Annotated in this window: 16 protein-coding genes and 1 tRNA gene; 9 read left to right on the top strand and 8 right to left on the bottom strand. The window is 61.8% G+C overall.

Annotated elements, in window-relative coordinates:
- Positions 1-77 precede the first annotated feature (77 nt).
- A complete protein-coding gene (locus BM118_RS28730) occupies positions 78-1,874 on the top strand; it encodes a type IV secretory system conjugative DNA transfer family protein (protein ID WP_244550264.1) in 1,797 nt (598 codons plus the stop codon).
- Between the two features lie 171 nt (positions 1,875-2,045).
- Here the strand turns inward: BM118_RS28730 and BM118_RS28725 are convergent, their stop codons facing one another.
- The 5 genes from BM118_RS28725 to BM118_RS28705 form a co-directional block, all read right to left on the bottom strand.
- Positions 2,046-4,085, bottom strand: coding sequence for an AAA family ATPase (locus tag BM118_RS28725; RefSeq protein ID WP_092189623.1), 2,040 nt, complete (start codon positions 4,083-4,085; stop codon positions 2,046-2,048).
- Entirely contained in the window at positions 4,082-4,618 is a 537-nt protein-coding gene (locus BM118_RS28720) for a hypothetical protein (RefSeq protein WP_092189621.1), read from the bottom strand. Before BM118_RS28720 ends, BM118_RS28725 begins: the two co-directional genes overlap by 4 nt.
- Positions 4,615-5,919, bottom strand: a complete 1,305-nt coding sequence (locus tag BM118_RS28715) for an SIR2 family protein (RefSeq protein ID WP_092189619.1) — start codon at positions 5,917-5,919, stop codon at positions 4,615-4,617. The genes BM118_RS28720 and BM118_RS28715 overlap by 4 nt, the downstream gene beginning before the upstream one ends.
- A gap of 359 nt (positions 5,920-6,278) precedes the next feature.
- On the bottom strand, positions 6,279-8,096 hold the full coding sequence (locus BM118_RS28710; protein ID WP_092189617.1) for a site-specific integrase: 1,818 nt from the start codon (positions 8,094-8,096) through the stop codon (positions 6,279-6,281).
- A gap of 97 nt (positions 8,097-8,193) precedes the next feature.
- A tRNA-Ser gene (locus BM118_RS28705) sits at positions 8,194-8,283 on the bottom strand.
- A 137-nt stretch (positions 8,284-8,420) separates the two neighbouring features.
- On the opposite strand from BM118_RS28705, the gene BM118_RS28700 reads away from it, so the two are divergent.
- Positions 8,421-9,284: an alpha/beta fold hydrolase gene (locus BM118_RS28700; RefSeq protein ID WP_092189615.1), complete on the top strand. Its 864-nt coding sequence runs from the start codon at positions 8,421-8,423 to the stop codon at positions 9,282-9,284.
- Positions 9,285-9,570: 286 nt separating this feature from the next.
- On the opposite strand, the gene BM118_RS28695 is transcribed toward BM118_RS28700, so the two are convergent.
- The gene (locus BM118_RS28695) at positions 9,571-10,695 is read right to left on the bottom strand and encodes an ROK family protein (protein WP_092189613.1); all 1,125 of its coding nucleotides are present in this window, start codon (positions 10,693-10,695) and stop codon (positions 9,571-9,573) included.
- 329 nt (positions 10,696-11,024) lie between these two features.
- On the opposite strand from BM118_RS28695, the gene rplU reads away from it, so the two are divergent.
- The 3 genes from rplU (at position 11,025) to BM118_RS28680 (ending at position 12,514) form a co-directional block, all read left to right on the top strand.
- A complete protein-coding gene (gene rplU, locus BM118_RS28690) occupies positions 11,025-11,414 on the top strand; it encodes a 50S ribosomal protein L21 (protein WP_011083252.1) in 390 nt (129 codons plus the stop codon).
- A 97-nt stretch (positions 11,415-11,511) separates the two neighbouring features.
- On the top strand, positions 11,512-11,781 hold the full coding sequence (gene rpmA / locus BM118_RS28685) for a 50S ribosomal protein L27 (protein ID WP_011083253.1): 270 nt from the start codon (positions 11,512-11,514) through the stop codon (positions 11,779-11,781).
- A gap of 139 nt (positions 11,782-11,920) precedes the next feature.
- On the top strand, positions 11,921-12,514 hold the full coding sequence (locus BM118_RS28680) for a GNAT family N-acetyltransferase (RefSeq protein ID WP_177234774.1): 594 nt from the start codon (positions 11,921-11,923) through the stop codon (positions 12,512-12,514).
- A 59-nt stretch (positions 12,515-12,573) separates the two neighbouring features.
- On the opposite strand, the gene BM118_RS28675 is transcribed toward BM118_RS28680, so the two are convergent.
- Entirely contained in the window at positions 12,574-13,488 is a 915-nt protein-coding gene (locus BM118_RS28675) for a DMT family transporter (RefSeq protein ID WP_092189609.1), read from the bottom strand.
- 270 nt (positions 13,489-13,758) lie between these two features.
- Here BM118_RS28675 and BM118_RS28670 point away from each other — a divergent pair, with 270 nt between their 5' ends.
- The 3 genes from BM118_RS28670 to BM118_RS28660 all read left to right on the top strand — a co-directional run bounded on the left by BM118_RS28670 (position 13,759) and on the right by BM118_RS28660 (position 17,243).
- Entirely contained in the window at positions 13,759-14,238 is a 480-nt protein-coding gene (locus BM118_RS28670; protein WP_177234773.1) for a MaoC family dehydratase, read from the top strand.
- A 101-nt stretch (positions 14,239-14,339) separates the two neighbouring features.
- The gene (gene obgE / locus BM118_RS28665; protein WP_092189605.1) at positions 14,340-15,380 is read left to right on the top strand and encodes a GTPase ObgE; all 1,041 of its coding nucleotides are present in this window, start codon (positions 14,340-14,342) and stop codon (positions 15,378-15,380) included.
- 228 nt (positions 15,381-15,608) lie between these two features.
- Complete coding sequence (locus BM118_RS28660; protein ID WP_092189603.1) at positions 15,609-17,243, top strand: alkaline phosphatase family protein; 1,635 nt, start codon at positions 15,609-15,611, stop codon at positions 17,241-17,243.
- Between the two features lie 153 nt (positions 17,244-17,396).
- Here BM118_RS28660 and BM118_RS28655 read toward each other — a convergent pair whose 3' ends face one another.
- Positions 17,397-18,362, bottom strand: coding sequence for a Bug family tripartite tricarboxylate transporter substrate binding protein (locus BM118_RS28655; RefSeq protein WP_177234772.1), 966 nt, complete (start codon positions 18,360-18,362; stop codon positions 17,397-17,399).
- A 213-nt stretch (positions 18,363-18,575) separates the two neighbouring features.
- Here BM118_RS28655 and proB point away from each other — a divergent pair, with 213 nt between their 5' ends.
- Positions 18,576-19,697, top strand: coding sequence for a glutamate 5-kinase (gene proB / locus BM118_RS28650; RefSeq protein WP_092189599.1), 1,122 nt, complete (start codon positions 18,576-18,578; stop codon positions 19,695-19,697).
- The last annotated feature ends 23 nt before the right edge of the window (positions 19,698-19,720 follow it).

Raw genomic sequence — 19,720 nt, 5'->3', positions numbered from 1 at the left:
GGGCGCTGGAGCCGCCGCCCACAAGGGCCATTGACAGGACGCTGTCGGCTTCGCTCACTTTAGTGCGTGGGGTGTGAATGTTTCTTTTGTTGGACTTTGATTGGCAATTTGTTGGACCTGCTTGGCAGAAGTTGGCCCGACGATGGAATGAAAAATTCTTATTGGGACATTGTTGGCCCAACCAACCGATGCTGGAGACGACCACACTTGGTAATTATATAAACGCAAGGATGAGCTCTCTCTCACGATACGTCACCCTTTGCGGTGTGTCTTTGGCTGCGGCGCTTTTTGGCTATCCACTCGCCGCGCTCACCGTCCATGGTTTTAACATCGACGTTTGGCCCGATGTCGTCATCCGGCCGAGCGGCTGGTTCTGGACGATCCGCGGGCTCGACGCGCTCGTCAATCTCGAGGCCTACGTTGACATGGCCTGTGCCATCAGTCCTGCATTCCCTGCAGGGGGACTCTGGCACGTGCTCGCAATTTTTCTTGCGCCCATAGCCGCCGCGGGGTGGCTGCTGCAAAAGAGAGCGCTGCCGGCCCGTGATCCGCGCGGCACCTTTGGCAACGCGCGGTGGGCAAATGCCGGCGAGAAGGCTGCGATGCGCGAAGGTGTCGAACTTGGCATCGATCCGGATACTGGGCGGCCACTCAGAGTCGCATTCGAAGGGAATTTTCTGACGATTGCGCCGCCCCGGACGGGTAAGACTTCGGGGCTAGCAATCCCGAATCTTTGGGCGCTCGGAGACGATACTTGGCGTGGTCCCAGTGTGGTCATCGACCCCAAAGGGCAAGTCTTCAAGGCCGTTGCCGAACGGCGGCGCGCGTTTGGGCGACGCGTGGTGTGTCTTGATCCGATGAATTTGGTCGGCGGTACTGATGGATGGTGCCCCATGCAGGCCATCGATGCGACTGATGTCCTCTATATGCAAAGTATCGCGCGCGCTCTGCTGCCCGCCGCCACGACATCTGAAGGCGCTTATTTCCAGAACCGCGCGAGCGATGTGATCGTTACCGCTATGCGAGCGGCGATCGCAGCGAACGAGGCGAAACCTCAATTCGTCTCGAAGTTGCTTAGCGATCCGGATAAACTTTCTAAGCACCTTGCTTCACTAGACAACGACATCATTACAGCCCGTGTGCGCACATTGCTGGCCATGGAGGCGCGCACGCGCGATCCAATTTTTTCGACAGCGGAGCAGGCGTTTCAGTGGTGCGACGATGACCGCATGCAGCGGCTGACGAACCGGAGCACATTTCGTTTTGACGAGCTCTGCCGCGATAAAATCGATATCTTTCTCACCCTGCCGACAGAGGCACTGGAAGTGCTAGGGCCATTCATCAGATGGTTCTTAGTGGACTTGTTCACTGCAATCCGCAGACATCCGCCCATTGAGCGCACCCTAATTTTCGTCGATGAGGCCCGCGCGTTGGGGCGGTTCTCGGAGTTGATTGTCGCCTCCGGCGAGCTGCCTGGATATCAAGCGAGCCTGTGGACCTTTTGGCAGGACAGAAGTCAGATATCGGCGATCTATGGGCGCGATGATGCCGCAACGCTGCTGCGCACGGCCGAATTCGTCACTCTTTCTGATCCGGCCAGCGTCGATCCTGACGAGTGCGACTTCTGGTCGAGAGCTTTGTCGAATTTTACGCTCATGCAAGAGTCGCACAGCAATGACGTCAGCAGCTCAAAGAGGCGGACAAGCACAACCACTGCGCCGACTGCCGCGCGCCTGATGACGGCGGAAGAACTCGCGCGGCTCCCTGGCGGAGAACTGATCGTCTTTCCCAAAAGCCAGCGCCACGCCAAGCGCCCGCTGCGTTTATTGAAGACCCGCCACGACGACCGGCGGTTCTCGAAATCCGATCCATAGCACCTCCCCCTTTTCCTCCCTTCCCCCCCTCCGCCTGGCAAAACAACGCGATAAAATGCATTGTATCGTCCGAAGACGGTCGCACCTTCGGATTTGAAATGGGTCAGCGCAACGACTACCGAGACGAGTAAATTCGGGCCTTCATTGCGGTCCGGTGGATAAGAGTGTGCCTTAGGAAGCCTGTGCAGGCCGCAGTATTTCGCGAGGCATGGGGACAATATCTTGGATCTCCGCAACGCTACCAGAGCCGGTCGTCGACATCGTTAGATCGAAGCGGCGACCGAGCTCCAAAGATGTGCTTCGGAGCTTGTGGCAGAGCACATCGGCTAGCGCCCGGCTCTCGACGGCGACGATGACTTGGCGACCTGTGCGCCGGATGGCGGATAGCACCTCAACAAGATTAAGCGCCCTGTAGTCATCGATGTGCTGGACAGGGTCATCGAGCAAAAGCGTCCGCCATTCGCACCAACGCCGAGAAAGGTGGATGGACAACAGGAACGCTAACCCAGCCGCTCGCCGCTGGCCGCTACTAAACAGAAATTGAACATTACGGCCGTCGCCGACCGTGAAATTGAGAGTACCTCGCACCTTTCCACCAAAGTCCGACTCAATTTCCCGCCATTCCGAATGTGGCCGAAGACGGCGATACAGCTCTTGCAGGAGCGGCATCACGGTATCGAACTGCTCGGCAGAAATCTGGTTGGCGACGGTCTTGGCAGCGGCCTGAATCTCACGTGCCCTTGCGACAGCTCGCTCGGCGTCGGCTAACTTCGCTGACTCGCTATCAATGGTCGTACGCAACCCGCCCACTCGATTTTGCCAGGTTGCGACGCGGTCCGCAGCTCCTGACGCCTCCAGAATGAACAGCGCCCGTTCGAGGCGCGCGATTTCTTCCTGCTCATCCAGCAATGCGACTTGCGCAAGATCAGGCTCCTCCGGATTTGCTTTGAATCCGAGCCTCTCAAATCCGCGCCCTATGTCACGGATGGCTTGGAGCACTTGGTTGCTGCGCATTGTTAGCGCGGCTTCTGCGGCGCTTGTTTGATTGATGTCTTCTCGTACGGCAGAAACTGCTCGTTCAGCTTCTGTCACGGCCAACTCGGCCTGTGTCAGCATTGCGTCGCGTCCCGCGAGCTTAGTCCGCGCTGCGGACACAGCCGCCTCGAACTCCTCCTTCGACCGAAAAGCGTTGCAGAGAGGGCAGTGCCCGTCCTGTAAGCCCAGCTGTGAGCCGTGATCGACGAGAGCGGCGAGATGGGACGCGAAGAGGTCGCTCTCGCGTTCCGCATCACGAGCTCGGACAGCTGCACTGAGACTGCTTTGGACAGCCGCTAGCCGATCTTTCGCTGACGCAAGCAATGTCCGTTTCGCGGATAGATCGTCGTTCCATTCTTTTGACCGAATGGTCGCAAGATCCGGCTCTAAATCAAAAGCGCCAGAGACAAGCCTCTCAAGCTCGGCAAGGCGTTGCTTTTTGTCTGCAACGATCTGGCGTAGCGCATCATTGCCGCCTTCCGAGGGAAGCGAAAGCGTCATGTCTTCGAGCGTCTTCATGGCTTCGGCGACGTCTGGCGATTTCTCGGCCAAGCTTCGCGCTTCCGTAAGTGAGCTTAAGGCACGCCCAAGTTCGACCTGGAGGTTTTCTAGACGCCGTTGCTGGCTGTCTCTCGTGCTGACGGCTGCGTCGAGGATTTCCCGCGTTCTCTCGGCAAAGTCTGGACCGACTAGCCCGCCAATAGCCTCGCGGACAGCCTCAAATCGGGCCTGCTCCGATTGGTCAACGCTTAAGCGAACAATCGATTCATCCCTGATGAGCGTCGTTTTCATCAGCGTCTCGGCCGAGACACGGGTGTCTTCGCCGCCACATAATAGATTGATGTTGTCCCGGGCTTTGTCTACGAGACCACGGCGCGTGCGGGTGACCGTGAAGCGGTTCCCATCATCTTTAACAAACCCTACCGAGACAAAATTTTCTTTGGCTTCACCGGTTCCGACCCACCAAATGTGATCTTCCAGCCCACCGCCACGAGCATTGCGGATCGTGTATTTATTGATTGAGCCAGTCACGGCAAAATCAATGGCGTCCAGCACCGTACTCTTGCCCGCCCCATTGTGCCCGGTAAGGATGGCAAAACCAGCCGGCAGTTCGAAGCGTATCCGCTCCCTGAAGCCTCGAAATCCGGCGACCTCGACGAATTCGATTTTCATCATCTGGTCCCCAGCATGGCGGCGACTTCAGCGGCGGGCACATCCTCGTTAAGCGCCGCGTCCGCGGCCTCGGGTGCGAAGTCCGCGATACGGCGACGCAGGCGATCAGCATAGTTTTCTTGTTCAAGTGAGGGGCGATATTGCAGCGGTAGAATGGGGAGCAGAGCAGTTATAACTTCATCGACCGTCCCGACGCCGCAGGCTGCTATCTTGCGGGTTCGTTCTAGGTTCTCCTCGATTTGCCGGATCAGCCGTGATTGTTCCTCATCGGCTGGGGCGGCGCAGATGAAGAGCGAGTAAATGTTCCAGGCTTTGTCATTTGCTTCGCGAAGACGGGAAGCGAAGCGGTTCAGGGTTGCAGCCTCCTGGGCCTGCCAGCGCTCGATCAGTGTTTGGGGGTCGTCGAAGATATAGCCAAAACCCAACAAGGCATCGTCCTCAAACGATACTCCCGCGCGTCGATCAACCGGCATTAACCAGCATTGATACCCGCCGTCCTTGAGAACCAACTGAAGAGTCGAAAGCAGGTCTGTCATATCTCAAGTTCCGCGCGCGCTTGTTCCAAGGTTAGCCATTTCGCGGTGCCCCCTCTTGCTGGCCGGACAACACTTGCGCCAGCTCCGGCCGGAATGACGGTCGCCGGTATGGTAAGGTCAATGGCACCTGCACAAATGACGATGTCGGGCGATGCAAGTGCCGGCGGCTCGTCGTATCGTTCTCGCACTGTGGAGAGCGATTGGCCTCCTCCCTGGACGACCCTAATGGTCTTGTCGTTAAGTCTATACCAGGCGCCTTCGCGTGTCGCGTTTGCCTGCGTCAAAAGTACATGAGCAAGGGCAGCCTGCGCGGACTCCGGGCCGGGTATTTTCTGTTTGGCGGCCCGGTTATAGGGGATGCCTTCGGCGTCCCTACGCAAATCATAGAGTTCGTCGCCCTGCCAGTTGGACGGGTCTGGCGGGGCAACGCCGGGGGTCATGGGCTGGGCGAGCCCGAAGAACCTACGTGCCCACACTTTTGAGAAAGCTGTACGCAGCTCATCGAGTGCCGCATCGCCCGAACTGGCAACATGCGTGAAGTGCGTCCCGGCAGTTAGGTTGGCCCAAAGCTCCGGCGCCTTTTGGCGAAGTGCCTCTGTCGGCGAAGGATCGATCACCACCACGCTGCGGATGCCGCCCACGGCAATCGCGTCAGCGAGGACAGCATTGAAGTATCCCCAGTCAGTCCAAAATCCAACGATCAACAAATCCTTGCCTGGCAGGTTTATGGCAAGCCAGTGCTTAATGCTCTGAATGCGCTGCTGGACGTCAGCTTCCTGGAGTTGTCGCTGGGTCCATAGAGTTGCTGGTCGGTCCCGATCGAGACACCCGTGAAATTTGAGAAGTGGATTGGTTGCTGCGCTAAATTCGTTCGCCTCCGCACCGTCAAGAGCGCCGCGCAAATCGACCTTCCGCGCTTTGGCCCAGGACTCGATCAGTGGATCGAAGTTGGCAGAGAGGATGGAGTGCGCGGCGCGCGCCACAAGAAGATCGGACACGGCCGCATGCCCTGCGTTGGGCTGGCCAAGTAACTCAGCCCACGGAACAAGCCCCAGGAAGCGATCTTTGAAATGACCGGCCTGATGAAAGTGGCCGGCCAACGCATCAAGATCGTTTCGTAAAGGTTCGGGAAGCACCTCAATCGCTCGCCATTTCTCGTAGCAAATTTCGGCCACCTTCCATGCGGGAAGGAGACTGCTAGGCGAGGGGATCGAAAGGCCAGCGCCACAAAGCAGCATCAGCCGGTTGGCTTCGATACTGCCAAGCAAGTCCGTCAAAATTTGATCGCTGAGAACAGGCATGCGGGGGTGAGGATCAACAAGCGAATTGGTGCGGTCGGCCGAGATCGAACCGGCATAGCTCTGTTGAGCGGCCGGAGCGCCACAACCTTAGGGAACAAAATCGTAATAGGCCTATCTCAATAAGTCGATTCCACTACCTCGATTTTTCTCCCTCATTCGTCTTTTTGATATTTCCCCGCCGATCACGCGACATATCGGTGAAAGGACATACGCCCGATCGCTGAGCTCGACTAAATCCTGTCCGAAGCCAATGCTTCAGAGGCCGCCTTCTTGCAAGAGCACCGCAGTTACCTGGCGCTGCGTCTGCAAAGTGCGCTATCGATCCGTGCCGCGGGCCAAGTCGACCATCGGAACGGCAATCATTCGGGCCCCTTAGTCTTCCGCCCCATCGTCCGCCGCCCCGCTGCAAGGGCATCAAAGTCCAACCCGTGAAATACCGAAAAATCAAGGTCCTTAGGCAGCTTCAGGTTGCGCAGCTTGCGACAATCGGCTGCCGTCAGTGCACGCCTGCCGTATTTCTCGTGTTCGTCGCCAAGCTCATGACCAGCCTGCAAACGCCGTGCACGCGGGTCAACTTTGCGGTCGCGCATTTCATCGATCATGTCGCCACGCATCGAGTGCAAGACCTCAATGTTGCCGCCGATGGCGCCCGCGCGACGCAGAAGGCGATTTAAGTTCTTCGACGTCTGCTTGGCGGCATTGGCGTAGTCGTGAATCATCTTGAACACGAACCCGTTCTGGCGACGCGCCCAATCGATGAACCCGATCTCTTCGAACGTGCGGTGGAACACGAACGGAGTAGTGCTCTCGTCCGTCTTTATCGGGACGCGTTTCCAAACACCGTTCTCGCAAACAATGCCGTCCGTTCGCGCGACCCAGGCGCCATATTTTTGACGGATATCTTCACCGCACAGATAACACAACGCTCCGATCCGGCGCGACGTGAGATAGGTGAGCAGCGGCAACATCGCCCCATCGAGCACCCGGTCTTGCACGCCAAGAATGAAGGCCTGATTGAGGACCGAGAGACTCAGCGGCTCCCGTCGCGCCGACGGCGCATAAATTGGCGGCCAACGCAAACGGACGTTGGCAAATGGGTAGGTGTAGTCATGGTCGGGAATGCCATGGCTAAATACGGTCTTGATGTTCGCCACATAGCCGTCTTCCATCGATTTGCGCTTGAGTGGCTTGAGGTGCAAGTCTCTATTGGCTTCCAAGATTTCTTTAACGCTCTTGCCCTCCATTTCCGGATCGTTGCGCTTGGTGACGCCCTGCGGCCAATACTGCATCGCGTTGACGTAGGTCTGAAGGTCGCGCGGCTTGTATTGATCGACCGAACGATCGCCCATAACCCCGATCCAAGTATCGCAGCGAAGGCGCAGCGTATCCAGCTCACCTTTTTCTGCCCCTGCCGCAGCGCGCACCGCAATGTAGTCATGCAGGAGCTGGCTGAATTTTGGTGCCGTCGACACAACAGTAGTCAGTGCCCGCGGCACCGACTCAGGCGGTATTGCGGACTGCTGCATCGGCACCATGGGCGCATCAGGTGTCGAGATGAGGAGCTCGGAAGTTGCCGTAGCGGCGGCCATCGGCGGCGTATTCGCCGCCCTCGTTGGCTGCCCCAACGACGCGTCGGCAAACGCATTCAGCTTATCGTAAAGGGCGTCCTTGTCGCGGTCTGTGACGAGCGCATCAGACAAGGCGCCCAACGTGCGCAACCGATCGTAATAGACCGGACGCAGACGGTCAGCATTCGCCACGACGATCGGGCTACCACCCTCGCCTTTACCGACCTCCCGCTCGATTTCGACGAGGTGACCAATGGCCGCATGCGCAGCCACCTCCAGCGGCGACCGTGGCGGCGGTCCTTGCCGCAGCGCCACCGCGCCCCGGATCAGCACCCCCTTGAGCCATTTCAACCACTCTTCGGTGCCACTCGGCGGTATTTCCTCGCCCTCGCCCATCGATCGCCTCTCCGCAAATAGCCGCCGCGCCAGCACGGCGAGCTCCTCGGCCCGCCGCTGTGCTTCTCGGCGCGGCAGAACGCCGAGGCTCACTCTAAGAGGGGGGAGGTTCCGGCAACCGGCAAGCGCTTTCGGCACCCTGATCTGGAAATAGGTGTGGAAGCCGGTGACGACGAGATAGCGACCGGGAACTACTTTGTTGGCTACAGACACGGCTACATTCTCTCGAAATGCGCCGAAAACCTTGTCCGCAATTATTTTTTTAGGCCTCAGAAAGTGGCGAAGGGTGACTTCCGATCGTCACTTTGGATGGCGGAGAGGGAGGGATTCGAACCCCCGATAGGCTTGCACCTATGCCGCATTTCGAGTGCGGTGCATTCAACCACTCTGCCACCTCTCCTGAAGGCGCCATATTAGGAGCAGGGCCCCTGTGGTTGGGGGCGTTAATAGGCGAGGATGGCGGGCCAGACAAGGCGCGAAAGGGGAAAATCCGCTGCCTCTTTCACCCCCGCGTCCTTCAGCCCGGGAGGAACCGCTGTGGAGCATCTGACGATCAAGGCCAATGGCGCCGATTTCCACCTGGTCCGCGCCGGCCACGGCAAACCGCTGCTTTTGCTGCATGGTTGGCCGGAATTCTGGCTGACCTGGGAGCCGGTGATGGCCCGGCTGGCCGATCGCTTCACGCTGATCGCGCCCGATCTGCGCGGCTTCGGCGACAGCGACAAGCCTGACGGGCCTTACGGGCCGGACGGGCATGCGGCCGACATGCTGGCGCTGATGGACGGGCTCGGCATCGACCGATTCGGCGTCGTCGGCCACGATGTCGGTGGCGCCGTGATGCAGCCTTTGGCGCGGCGGGCACTGGGGCAGCTCGCGGGGCTGTTTTTCTTCGATTTCGTCTATCCCGGCATCGGAGCGCGCATGGCGGCGCCCGATAGGCTCAACCACATCTGGTACCAGTCCTTCCACCAGATGGAGATGGCGCCCGCGCTCGTCGGCGCCAGCCGCGACAACTGCCGCCTTTATATCAGCCACTTCCTGAAGGGCTGGGCGCATCGAAAAGACGCCTTCGACGACGTCCTCGACGCCTTCGCCGACAACTTCTTCAAGGACGGCAATCTCGCCGGCGGCTTTGCGCATTATCGCGCCTCGCATGCCGGGCGCGTCGCGATGATGAAGGGCGAAGCCTTGCTGCTGCCGCCGATCGATGTGCCGACCTGCGTGCGCTGGGCCGAGCACGATCCGCTGTTTCCCTATGCGTGGACCGATCGGCTCGGCGAGACGTTCAGCGCGCTCGATCTCGCGATGTTTCCCGGCGCCGGTCACTTCCCGCATCGGGAAGATCCGGATCGCGCGGCCGCGGAGATCGCGGCGTTCTTTCAGCGCGTCGGCTGGAGCTGAAGCTCGAACGCCAATTCCGTTCCGATGGAATCGGAACGGGGCGCTCGATTCTTGTTTTGACGCGTTTCCTTGACGCGAAGCGGCATCCACTTCGCTCGAAAACGCTCTGGGACTCGAAAGAGGGGTCGGGACCGCCAGACGCGGTAAACACTGGCGGTCCCGGTGCCGCTCATTGAAATGCTGGCCAGGAAGGGCGGCTTCGCCGGCCAGGTGAGGCGACAATTCGACCGTAGCGGGTGCCCCACGCACCGCAACGCAATCCGTCCCTTAACCTAACCAGTCAAGGTTACTCCTTGTCAGACTTAGCCTTTTTCTTCCCATTCTCGGTAGAATCACGGTCTTTCCCATTGTCCTTGCGGCGGTTGGTGAAGCGCGCATTGCCGAGGCCCGTGCCGATGGTGAGCACGCCCCAGCGCTCGACATCCTGCATGAACGGCACCTCGGAGAGGCCCTGAACCACGCCGTCATTGTGCATCAGGATCGCGGTGTCGTGCTCGCCGATCTCGGGGATGCCCTCGCTCAGGCTCGCCGGCAGGTTGAACTTGCTGCTCTCCCAATTGCCCGGCAGGTTCTGCGCGCCCTTCTCGATCGAGCCGTCTGCGTTGATCACGCCGGGACAGGCGATGCCGATGAAGGGCGCGAGCTTGAAGCCTTCGGTCTCGGCCTCGGTGATCAGACCCTTCAGCATCTTGGTGAGGCGCTTGACCGCGCCTTCGCGCGTCGGCTCGTCGTCGGCATGACGCCACAGCTCGGATGTCACGACCTTGGCCTTCGACAGGTCTTTTGCCTTTTTCCAGCTCGTTTCCACGAGGCCACAGCGGATATTCGTGCCGCCGATATCGACGGCGAGGATGCTGTCATGAGCCTCGAAGATCCATGACGGCGCCAGATGCAGCGCGCCGATCAGGCCGGCTTCATCGGGATGATGGCGGATCGGCTGCATATCGATCTTGAAGTCCTCGGATTTCAGGATGATCTCGGTGCGCGCGATCGCGAGCTCGCCGAGCCTGGAATCACGAAATCCGCCGCCGACGATGATGCGCTCGGTCTTGGCCCAGGCCTTGGTCTTGAGGAAGCGCCGCGTGACATAAGCGAGCTCCTGGGCGAAATCCTCGATCGCGCTGTGGACCAGCGCCGAGGCCTCGGTGTCGTCGCCGATCAGGATCGCATCCAGTGTCTTCTTGCTGATCTGGTCCGACGGCTCCTTGCCGAACGGGTCCTCGCCGGTCTTGCGCAGCGGCTTGCGCCAGCGGTCGAGGATGTCGCGGAACGCACCCTTGCTGGCGCGGTCGCCGAGAAAACCGTCCTCGTCCTTGATCTCGATGTTGAAACTGTCGACATCCACCGACGGCAGGCGGCTCGCGCCGTGCTGCGCAATGCCCGTCGTCGCGACCAGTTCGTCCGTTGCCATGGGTGCCCTTGCCCGCTTGCGAAATCTCGGGGACAACGGCGCGGGAACCCGTTGGTTGCAAAGCCGGCGGAGAATCGGCTGACGGGCGGGCGGGCGGCCAAATCCTTCAAATCCGGGCCTTTTTCGGCGGTTTTCCTTGACTTGCGGCGTCCGGCGGCTATAAGACCCACACCCGGCGCGGGGCGTTTCTCGCGCCGCTTGTTTTTGTGTGGGTTTTCAAAGGGATAACTCCCGCCCGCACAAAACTCGCATAAACCCATAGCGACTGACAAAAAGCCGGCCCCGACAAACTGTCGCGAGGCCGGGATTGAACACGAAGGAAAACAACGATGTTCGCAGTCATCAAAACCGGCGGCCGGCAGTACCGCGTCGCTCCGGATGATGTTCTGGAAGTAGGCAAGATCGAAGGCGAAGTCGGCTCGATCGTGCAGCTGAATGAAGTTCTGGTGGTCGGCGGCGACACGCCGATCCTGGGTCTGCCCACGGTGGCCGGTGCGTCCGTTGCGGTCGAGGTGCTCGACCACAAGCGCGGCCCCAAGGTCATCGCGTTCAAGAAGCGCCGCCGCAAGAATTCGCGCCGCAAGCGTGGCTACCGCGACGAGATCACGGTGCTGCGCGTCAGCGAGATCCTGACGGACAACGCCAAGCCCACCAAGGGCCCGCGTCCGAAGAAGGAGAAGGTCGCCAAGGAAGCGACCAAGGAAGACGCCGCCGCATAAATTGATCACGCCAATTCACGAATTGATGCGTGAGAAATTGTGAAATGATTCCGTCAAGGAATTGATCTAGAACTACTCAGGATTTCGGAGACGAGCCATGGCTCACAAAAAAGCAGGCGGTTCATCGCGCAACGGTCGCGATTCCAAGGGCAAGCGCCTCGGTATCAAGGCGTTCGGCGGGGAAGTTGTGATTCCCGGCAACATCATTGCGCGTCAGCGCGGCACCACCTGGCACCCCGGCCTTAATGTCGGCATGGGCACGGACCACACTTTGTTCGCCAAGATCGAGGGTCGCGTCACGTTCCAGGCCAAAGCCAACGGCCGCACGTTCGTATCGGTGCTCCCGATCGCAGAGGCGGCTGAATAGACGGTGGATCAAATTTGGAGTCCGCCGGGTCCTACCAAACCGGCGGAGTCCACAGATAGGCTCCAGGGGAGGCGGGAAACCGGCCTCCCCTTATCTTTGACTTGCTCACTTTAACTTAGTGACTTTCACGGAGCCGGACATGTTGCAGGATTTCTCGAGCGTGACCTTGCGGGAGGCGAGACCTAGCGTCGTCGCCACCGAGCGGCTGACCTTGCGGCGACCGACCCTCGCCGACGTCAGGACCATCGCCCGGCTCGCCAACGACCGCCGTGTCGCCGAGAACACGCGCCGCCTGCCGCATCCCTATTCGCAGGACGACGCCGTCGAATTCGTCCGCGCCACCGCCGAGATCGGCAGCGAGACCGTGTTCCTGATCGAGCACGACAGCGGGCCGGTCGGCATGGTCGGGATCGACTGCGCGAAGCCCGACAATGCCGAGCTCGGCTACTGGCTCGGCGTCGAGCATTGGGGCCAGGGCTTCGCCACCGAGGCCGCACGTGGCGCGATCGACTTCTTCTTCGAGGAGTTCGAGGACGATCACCTCTATGCCGGCGCGCGCGTCACCAACCCCGCCTCGCGCAAGGTGCTGGAGAAATGCGGCTTCCAGTGGAGCGGCGTCCAGCTGCACCGCTTCCTGGCGCTGGGCTCCTCCACGCCCGTCGACTGCTTCCGCCTGTCGCGCGGCGTGTGGGCGTCGCTGAAGAGCTGGAGCAGTGCGCGAAGGATGAGGTAGGCGCGCAACTCTCACCGGTGTCGTCCCGGCGAAGGCCGGGACGACGGTGTGACGACAGTTCACGCCGGCGGATTTACGTCCGCGCTCTGCCGCCCCAGATCCCGTTCGCGCAAGTAGATGTAGAACCCGGCGCCGATGATGATGGCGGCGCCGACGATGGTTGCGACCTCAGGCACGTCGCCGAACACGACGAAGCCGAAGATCACGGCCCAGACGATCATCGAATATTGATAGGGCACCACGACGCTGGCCGGCGCGAGCTTGAGCGAGCGGTTGACGCAAAACAGCGCCGTCACCGAGATGAGCCCGGCGGCAGCGAAGATCACGAGGCTACCAGGGGTCGGCGGCACCCAGTGGTAGGCCGACAACACTGCGCCCAGTGAAAACGTGCCGATGAATTGCGAGGACGCCATCACAATGTCGGGCGTCTTACGCAGGCTGCGCGTGATCAGCATCAAGGTCGCGAACGAAAGACTGCCGCCGAGCGCGATCAGCGCCGGCAGGCTGACGGTCTGCGCCGATGGCCGCAACGCGATCAGCACGCCGCAGAAGCCGATCAGAATCGCGGTCCAGCGCCGCCAGCCGACCTTCTCGCGCAGGAAGATCGCCGACATCGCGGTGACGAAGATCGGGCCGGCAAGGTAATAGGTGATGACGTCGGCGAGCGGCAGATAGACTGTTGCGATGAAGAAGGCGGCGACCTCCAGCGTCGACAGCGTGACGCGGACGAGCTGCAACCACGGCCGTTCGAGGCGAATGAATTCCTGACGATGCCGCCAGATCATCGGCGACAGCAAGAGCAGCGCCGCGCAGGCGCGGAGGAACAAGAGCTGCCCCACCGAATACGTCCCGACCAGGAACTTGCCCATGGCGTCGCCGAACGAGAACATGAAGATCGACAGCACCATCAGCGCGATGCCGGCAAGGCGCGCGGAGCGGTCGTCATAGGCGGAGAGATTCTTGAAGAAGGGCATTGGAGCGAGTCGGAGTGTGAGAGGTCGTCATTGCGAGCGAAGCGAAGCAATCCAGACTGTCTCCACCGCGGCAGTCTGGATTGCTTCATCGCTTCGCTCCTCGCAATGACGGGCGGAGAGAGCACGGAAAAACCGGCGATTAGCGTCGCTTGCGGTCGTTTTAATGACGTGGGCGACCAGGACAAGCCCACCACCGCCGAATTGAACGGATTGTCGCACTCTTCGCATCGCGATAGCGATAGGCGCCTCATCGACAAAGAGAGCTTTGACATGACCGACTTCGATCCAGCCCGGCACCGCATGATCCCCACGCAACGCTGGTTTGAGGATTTCGTCGTCGGCGAACGCTTCGTGCTGCCGAGCCGGACCCAGACCTCGGCGGTGTTCGTGGCGTTCCAGACCGCGAGCGGCGACACCCATCCGGTGCATTACGACGTGGAATATTGCCGCAGCCGCGGCATGCCGCATCTGCTCGCCCACGGCTTCCAGACCTTGATCCACACCGCGCCCGGCGCCGGCCTGTTTCCGTTCATGGTCGAGGACTCCCTGGTCGGCTTCCTCGAGCAATCGAGCCGGTTCCTCAAACCCGTGTTCGCCGACGACACCATCTATCCCGCGCTCGAGGTCACCGAGCTGATGCCGGGACGCTCGACCGGCGTGATGACGCTCAAAAGCACCGTGTTCAACCAGCGCAAGGAGCTGGTGCTGGAGGGCACGCAGAAATTCCTGATCCGGCGACGGCCCCTCTGAAGTCGTCTTGGGTTAAGCAAGGGGCGAAATTCGCGGAATTTCGGCCGATTTGCGGGTAAGTCCGGGTTGCCGCGGGGGACCGGCTGGCCTACCTATGGCCCATGAAATTCCTCGACGAAGCAAAGGTCTATATCCGCTCCGGTGACGGTGGGAACGGCTGCGTGGCGTTCCGCCGCGAGAAGTTCATCGAATTCGGCGGCCCCTCCGGCGGCAATGGCGGCCGCGGCGGCAACGTCATCATCGAGGTCGCCGACGGGCTCAACACGCTGATCGACTACCGCTACCAGCAGCATTTCAAGGCCCAGAAGGGCGAGAATGGCGCAGGCTCGGACCGTCACGGCGCCAACGGCAAGAACATCGTGCTGAAGGTGCCGATGGGCACGCAGATCTTCGACGAGGACCGCGAGACGCTGATCCACGACTTCACCAATGTCGGCGAAAAGTTCGTGCTGGCCGAGGGCGGCAATGGCGGCTTCGGCAACGCGCATTTCAAATCCTCGACCAACCGCGCGCCGCGCAACGCCAATCCCGGCCAGCCCGGCGAGGAGCGCTGGATCTGGCTGCGGCTGAAACTCATTGCCGACGCCGGCCTCGTCGGCCTGCCCAATGCCGGCAAGTCCACCTTCCTGTCCAAGGTCAGCGCGGCCAAGCCGAAGATTGCCGACTATCCCTTCACCACGCTGCATCCGCAGCTCGGCGTCGTGAATGCCGACGGTCGCGAATTCGTGCTGGCCGACATTCCAGGTCTGATCGAGGGCGCGCATGAAGGCGCGGGCCTCGGCGACCGCTTCCTCGGCCATGTCGAACGCTGCCGCGTGCTCTTGCATCTCGTCGATGCGACCTGCGAACACGCCGGCAAGGCCTACAAGACCGTGCGCACAGAGCTCAATGCCTATGGCGGGCTGCTCACCGACAAGATCGAGATCGTCGCGCTGAACAAGATCGACGCGGTCGAGCCGGACGAGCTCAAGAAGCAGAAGGACCGGCTCAAGCGCGCCGCCAAGAAGACGCCGCTGCTGCTCTCCGGCGCGACCGGCGAGGGCGTGAAGGAAGCCTTGCGCGCGCTCGTCGCGGTGATCGGCGAGGCCCCGGTGTCCGCCAAGGCCAAGAGCGCCGCCGAAGCGGAGCCGTGGTCGGCGTAATTGTCGTCCCGGCGAAAGCCGGGACCCATACCGCGTGATCTATCGGTTGCAAGCGCTCGTAGTACCGAACACCCAGTCTTCGCCAAACTACATCCTGGGGTTATGGGTCCCGGCCTTCGCCGGGACGACAAAAGAATGTAGAGCGGCGGGTACCCGCATCACTGGCAGGTTGTCACCGGCGCTCCAATAGCGCAGCATCCAACAATCAAGAAACAGCAGGGATGACGCATGGCGCGCGCGAAGAACGTTCTCTGGATCATGTGCGACCAGCTTCGCTATGACTATCTCGGCTGCACCGGCCATCCCACGCTGAAGACTCCCAACATCGACGCCATGGCGAAGCGCGGCGTGCTCTTCAGCAAGGCTTACGTGCAGTCGCCGATCTGCGGGCCCTCGCGGATGTCGTTCTACACCGGCCGCTACATGCGCTCGCACGGCTCGCACTGGAACGGCTGGCCGCTCCGCGTCGGCGAACCCACGCTCGGCGATCACCTCAGGAAGATCGGCGTGCGCAACGTGCTGGTCGGCAAGACCCACATGGCGCCCGACCTCGAAGGCATGAAGGCGCTCGGCATCCCGCCGGAGTCGATGATCGGCGTGCATGTCGCCGAATGCGGTTTCGAGCCCTATGAGCGCGACGACGGCCTGCACCCGACGGGACGGCCGCGCCCGAAATACGATGAGTATCTCCGCAAGCAGGGATTCGAAGCCACCAATCCCTGGGAGCATTGGGCCAATTCCGGCGCAGCGGAGGACGGCTCGTTGCAGAACGGCTGGCTGCTGGTGCATGCCGACAAGGCCGCGCGCGTGCCGGAGGAGCATTCCGAAACGCCTTACATGACGCGGCGCGCGATGGATTTCATCACCGAGGCCGAGACCGACGGCAAGCCGTGGTGCCTGCATCTGTCCTACATCAAGCCGCACTGGCCCTACATCGCACCCGAACCCTATGCCAGCATGTACTCGACAGCGGACATGATCCCGGTGATCCGCTCCGAGCGCGAGCGCTCGAGCCCGCATCCGGTGTTCGGCGCCTATATGGACATGCGCTACTCCCGCAACATGGCGCGCGACGATGCCCGCGAGAAGGTGATCCCGACCTATATGGGCCTGATCACCCAGATCGACGACCAGATGGGCGTGCTGATGAAGTTCCTGGAGGCGCGCGGCCTGCTGGACACGACCATGATCGTATTCACATCAGATCATGGCGACTATCTCGGCGATCACTGGATGGGCGAGAAGGACCTATTCCACGAGCAGTCGGCGAAGATTCCGCTGATCATCATCGACCCCTCGAAGGAGGCCGACGCCACCCGCGGCACGCGCAGCGATGCGCTGGTGGAAGGAATCGATCTCGCGCCGACCTTCGTCGATTATTTCGGCGGCAAGGTGCCGGGCCACATTCTCGAAGGACGCTCGCTGCTGCCGCTGCTGCGCGGGCCGACGCCGTCAGACTGGCGCAAGGTCGCGTTCTCCGAATACGACTACGCCATGCAGGACGTGCGGCTGAAACTGAACCAGCCGATCGAACGCTGCCGCCTGTTCATGGTGTTCGACGGCCGCTGGAAATACATCCACGCCTCCGGCTTCCGCCCGATGCTGTATGATCTCGAAACCGATCCGGAAGAGTTTTCGGATCGCGGCGACGATCCCGAATGCGCCGGCATCATCGCGCGCCTTCAGGCGGAGCTGTTCGACTGGGCGCTGCACCCCAACGACCATATCACCACGCCGCATGAGAAGATCGCGGCCTATGCCGACAATCAGCTACAGGTGAAGGGCGGCGTCTTGATCGGCATATGGGATGAGGCCGAGCTTGCGGCGATCAAGGATGGCATCGCGCAGCGCGCGAAGATGTAAGTTGCTCTTCGCCTCTCCCCGCCTGCGGGGAGAGGCCGACGCGCGAAGCGCGGCGGGTGAGGGGGAGTCTCCGCGAGTCCAACTGCCGGTGTCCCCGCGGAGACTCCCCCTCACCCCGACCCTCTCCCCGCAAGCGGGGAGAGGGAGAAGACCTCAATTCTCGATCTTGTACCCTGTCGCCTTCACGATCGGCTGCCAGAACGCCGTGTTGGCGGCGAGCTCCTTCGTCAGCCCATCCGCAGCACTGCCGACCGGGATCAGGCCGATCGCGGTGAGCTTCTCCTTCACCTCGGGCCTGGCGAGCGCGGCGCTCGCGGCGGCGCCGAGCTTGCTGGCGAATTCCGGCGGACTGCCGGCGGGAAGCCACATGCCGTACCAGGCGTCCGCAACGAGATCGATGCCGCTCTCCTTCAGCGTGGGAACCTCCGGCGCAAAGGGCGAGCGTTCCGCGCTCGAGACCGCAATGATCTTCACGCCCTTGGCGCGATGCTGCGGCAGCGCATCGGCCAATGTCACGATGCCGAACGACAGATGGCCGCCGATGAGATCGTTGAGGATCGGCGCGCTGCCGCGATAGGGCACGCGGGTCAGGGGAATGCCGAGATCCTTCTCGAGCTTGGAGCCCATGAAATGCGGAATGGTGCCGTTGCTCGGCACCCCGAACGACGTCTTGTCCGGATGCGCCTTCAGCCACGCCACGAATGACTTGAAATCGGCAGCATCGATCGCCGGGCCAATCACAACGGCGAACTCGAACCGCGCCAGCAGCGACACCGGCATGAAATCCTTGGCCGTATCGAAGCTCGGTGTCGCCTCCACCATCGGCAGCAGGTACATGGTCGGGCCCGTCGTCACCAGCGCCATGCTGCCATCGGGGCTCGCGCCCTTCACCGCCTTGATGCCGATCAGGCCGTCACCGCCGGTGCGGTTCTCGACCACGATGGTCCGTTGCAGCGCCGGCGCCATCTCCTGCGCGATCAGCCGGCACAGCGTGTCGCCGCCGGCTCCCGCCGCAAACGGAAAGATCATTTTTGTCAGCCCGGCCTGCGCTTGCGCCCCGCCCGCCTGCGCGACTAGCGGCAGCCCCAGACATCCGGCCATGAATTTGCGGCGATCCATACGTTTCCTCTCCCAGCCCATTTTGGTTGCCGGCATTAGAGCCGGACCGGTGCTCAAGACAAGGCCGAAGACAAAGCCAGCTTGCGCCGTTTACCATCCCCGCCGCCTTGCGCCGGCCATCGTCCTGCTGCAAAAGCAGGCCTTACCGGCGCCGCTTATCTGCTCCGCCGTTCCACACCGAGCAATTCGTCACACGCGCCAACACATACACACATGGCCAGCCCCGAACTCAGTCAATTCCGCCGCATCGTCGTCAAGGTCGGCTCCGCGCTGCTGGTCGATTCCGACAAGGGCGAGGTGCGGACGTCCTGGCTCGCCGCGCTCGCCGACGACATGGCCAAGCTGCACAAGGAGGGACGCGACGTCCTCGTGGTCTCCTCGGGCTCGATCGCGCTCGGCCGCAGCCGGCTCAAGCTGCCGCGCGGCCCGTTGAAGCTGGAGGAAAGCCAGGCCGCCGCCGCGGTCGGCCAGATCGCGCTGGCGCGGATCTGGTCCGAGGTGCTCGGCGCGCACGGCATCGACTCCGGCCAGATCCTGGTCACGCTTCAGGACACCGAAGAGCGCCGCCGCTATCTCAATGCGCGCTCCACCATCGGCAAGCTCCTGGAGTGGCGCGCCATCCCGGTGATCAACGAGAACGACACGGTCGCGACCACCGAGATCCGCTACGGCGACAATGACCGCCTCGCCGCGCGCGTCGCCACCATGGCGAGCGCCGACCTCCTGGTGCTGCTGTCGGACATCGACGGGCTGTACGATGCCCCGCCGAAGAACAACCCGAACGCAAAGCTCATTCCCGTCGTCGACAGCATCTCCTCGGAGATCGAGGCGGTGGCGGGCGACGCCGAGTCCGAGCTGTCGCGCGGCGGCATGCGCACCAAGGTCGAGGCGGCCAAGATCGCGACCACCGGCGGCACGCATATGCTGATTGCCTCCGGCAAGATCGAGCACCCGCTCCAGGCGATCGCCAATGGCGGCCGCTGCACCTGGTTCCTGACGCCGGCCAATCCCATCACCTCGCGCAAGCGCTGGATCGCGGGCACGCTGGAGCCGAAGGGCACGCTGACGATCGACGCCGGCGCGGTGACGGCGCTGCGCGCCGGCGCCAGCCTGCTGCCGGCCGGCGTGACCAAGGTCGAGGGCCAGTTCGCCCGCGGCGATGCCGTGATCGTGCGCGGCCCCGACATGAGCGAGATCGGCCGCGGCCTGATCGCCTATGACGCCGACGACGCCGAGCGGATCAAGGGCCGCTCCTCTCCGGACGTGATGACCATCCTCGGCATCAGCGGCCGCGCCGAGATGATCCACCGCGACGATCTGGTGATGGGCGGGTAGAACCCGACCGATCCCATCTGACG

Source organism: Bradyrhizobium sp. cf659 (genome assembly GCF_900113725.1).
Taxonomy (GTDB): Bacteria; Pseudomonadota; Alphaproteobacteria; order Rhizobiales; family Xanthobacteraceae; genus Bradyrhizobium.
The sequence above is the reverse complement of the archived record's forward strand: the minus strand, read 5'-3'. Positions and strand labels throughout refer to the sequence as shown.

What these genes read in the sequence shown, in the direction of transcription:
- rpmA (WP_011083253.1), top strand. Translation starts at nt 11,512, where the DNA reads ATGGCTCACAAAAAAGCAGGCGGTTCATCGCGCAACGGTCGCGATTCC.
- BM118_RS28695 (WP_092189613.1), bottom strand. Translation starts at nt 10,695, where the DNA reads ATGGCAACGGACGAACTGGTCGCGACGACGGGCATTGCGCAGCACGGC.
- BM118_RS28670 (WP_177234773.1), top strand. Translation starts at nt 13,759, where the DNA reads ATGACCGACTTCGATCCAGCCCGGCACCGCATGATCCCCACGCAACGC.
- BM118_RS28655 (WP_177234772.1), bottom strand. Translation starts at nt 18,362, where the DNA reads ATGGATCGCCGCAAATTCATGGCCGGATGTCTGGGGCTGCCGCTAGTC.
- proB (WP_092189599.1), top strand. Translation starts at nt 18,576, where the DNA reads ATGGCCAGCCCCGAACTCAGTCAATTCCGCCGCATCGTCGTCAAGGTC.
- obgE (WP_092189605.1), top strand. Translation starts at nt 14,340, where the DNA reads ATGAAATTCCTCGACGAAGCAAAGGTCTATATCCGCTCCGGTGACGGT.
- BM118_RS28680 (WP_177234774.1), top strand. Translation starts at nt 11,921, where the DNA reads ATGTTGCAGGATTTCTCGAGCGTGACCTTGCGGGAGGCGAGACCTAGC.
- rplU (WP_011083252.1), top strand. Translation starts at nt 11,025, where the DNA reads ATGTTCGCAGTCATCAAAACCGGCGGCCGGCAGTACCGCGTCGCTCCG.
- BM118_RS28720 (WP_092189621.1), bottom strand. Translation starts at nt 4,618, where the DNA reads ATGACAGACCTGCTTTCGACTCTTCAGTTGGTTCTCAAGGACGGCGGG.
- BM118_RS28715 (WP_092189619.1), bottom strand. Translation starts at nt 5,919, where the DNA reads ATGCCTGTTCTCAGCGATCAAATTTTGACGGACTTGCTTGGCAGTATC.
- BM118_RS28730 (WP_244550264.1), top strand. Translation starts at nt 78, where the DNA reads ATGTTTCTTTTGTTGGACTTTGATTGGCAATTTGTTGGACCTGCTTGG.
- BM118_RS28725 (WP_092189623.1), bottom strand. Translation starts at nt 4,085, where the DNA reads ATGATGAAAATCGAATTCGTCGAGGTCGCCGGATTTCGAGGCTTCAGG.
- BM118_RS28675 (WP_092189609.1), bottom strand. Translation starts at nt 13,488, where the DNA reads ATGCCCTTCTTCAAGAATCTCTCCGCCTATGACGACCGCTCCGCGCGC.
- BM118_RS28660 (WP_092189603.1), top strand. Translation starts at nt 15,609, where the DNA reads ATGGCGCGCGCGAAGAACGTTCTCTGGATCATGTGCGACCAGCTTCGC.